Source organism: Mesorhizobium sp. M2A.F.Ca.ET.039.01.1.1 (genome assembly GCF_003998035.1).
Lineage (GTDB): Bacteria > Pseudomonadota > Alphaproteobacteria > Rhizobiales > Rhizobiaceae > Mesorhizobium.
Genome location: NZ_RZRY01001021.1, coordinates 1 through 1,759 on the forward strand (window position 1 = coordinate 1; position 1,759 = coordinate 1,759).

Sequence of the window (1,759 nt, forward strand, 5' to 3'; positions counted from 1 at the left end):
ATATTCAGCATCGACGGCTCGACAGTGGGGGAGAAGCCTCTGGAAAATACGCCGGACGCGGCACGGCTCGCCGACGATGCCGCCCTGAAAGCGCGGCTTGCCGACTATGTCCGCGCCAATGCCGCTGCGGTCGATCTCGGCGTCTATCAAATCCCGGACGAATTCCTGGCAAGAAAAGTCATCTCCTGGTCGACCTTCGGCAGCGCCAGGCAAGCCAATCATCCGTTCACCCCCATATTCGAGCCGAAGGACTTAGCCGCGCTCGACTATTCGAAATTTTCGTTGGCTCGCACGCCGGAAGCCCTGGTCGAGCTGCTCGACAATGGCGCCTGCCAGGGCTGCCATCAGGCAGGTTCTACCGCCGGCTTCCATTTCATCGGCCTCGACGACGCGACGACCTCGCCGCTCAACCGGCTCGAGGTCGGCATCTCGCCGCATCTCCATGCCGAGATTGCGCGCCGCGAGGCCTGGCTGCAAGCGACGGCCGAGGGCAGGGATCCCAATCGCTTTCGCCCGCTCTCCTTCGCCCCGCCCGCCACCTGGAAGGACGGAGGCGAGGTCGCCTACGCGCCGGCCGAAACAGCGATGCCATGCCTGATGCCGGAAGATGCCGCCCGCTTCGGCAGCAGCTGGCAGTGCGGCGGCGGCACGATCTGCACGCCGATCGCCACCGCTTCAGGCGTAAGAACTAAATTGGCGGAATGCCTGCTGCCGAAAGACAGCCCCGCTATGTTTTCCGGCCATCCTTGCCTCACCGGCTCGATCGCCAGCAATGCGGCAGAGCCCTTCAACGATCGCTACAGGATCACTGGCCAGTTCGCCGCCTTCGCTCCTGCGATCTCCCGCACGGCCTTTACCTGCCGTCCACCGAAGATCGGCGTCCCAGGAGGCTTCGCCTACCGGGCCTGCGACGACAAGGATCGCGCCTTCTCCGCCTTCAAAGCCGGCAAGTCGATGCCCAGCGAGATCTGCGGCCTGGTCGGCGGCAAGAAGTTCGACATCTGCGTGGCGACCAACAATTTCGACCAGTGTCTTGGCGGCGCGGTCAATCGTGGCAACCGCCCGGCCTGCTCGGCCGATCATTTCTGCCGCGAGGACTATATGTGCCAGTCGCTGCCGGCGGACACGCCGGGCGCGGCCAAGGTCAAGGGCATCGGCTTCTGCTCGCCGACCTATTTCATCTTCCAGATGCGCATCGACAACCACGCCACGCCGTGGGCGACCACGGCACGCGCCAGCATGGGCTCAGGCTTCGGCGCGGCAGCCGAGGAATAAGGTCAGGCGAATTTCGGCCCGTGTTTTCGGATCGCTGTCGCCAAAGCCGCGAGAACCCGCTCCTCGCTGACACCGCGTGTATCAAGCACCCAGCTCGGCGTCGAAATCGGCGGCTCGAGATAACGCACCTGATCGTTTACAGGCCCTGTCTCATAAGACCGATTTGATCCGAAGATGAGCACGCATGGTCCGCCCAAAGCTGCAGCCGCATGGCAGAGGCCCCCATCAACGCCGAGGAAGACGGTCGAGGCGGCGATCTGGCACATGGCGTCGGTCAGTTGCGGTGTCGACGTGAAATCCACCGCCTCCGGAAGCGCTGCCCGTATCTGCGCGGCGGCCTCGCGCTCTCGTGGGCCGCCGATGAGCCAAACCGACCAGCCGCGCCGGGCGTGATCCTTCGCTACCGAGATGAGACGCTCCGCCGGCCATGAGCGGAAGTTGGTGAAAGCGGACGTGTAAAGCGCCAGCGCGGGTCGCGCAGGAT

The 1,759-nt window shown here is 64.5% G+C and carries 1 protein-coding gene and 1 pseudogene; one reads left to right on the forward strand and one right to left on the reverse strand.

The features are described from left to right. Positions 1 to 1,275: pseudogene (locus EOA24_RS36810) on the forward strand (hypothetical protein); the annotation flags it as partial. A 2-nt stretch (positions 1,276 to 1,277) separates the two neighbouring features. Here the strand turns inward: EOA24_RS36810 and EOA24_RS36815 are convergent. Further along, the coding region (locus EOA24_RS36815; protein ID WP_145992571.1) for a glycosyltransferase family 9 protein at positions 1,278 to 1,759 on the reverse strand (482 nt) is incomplete at its 5' end.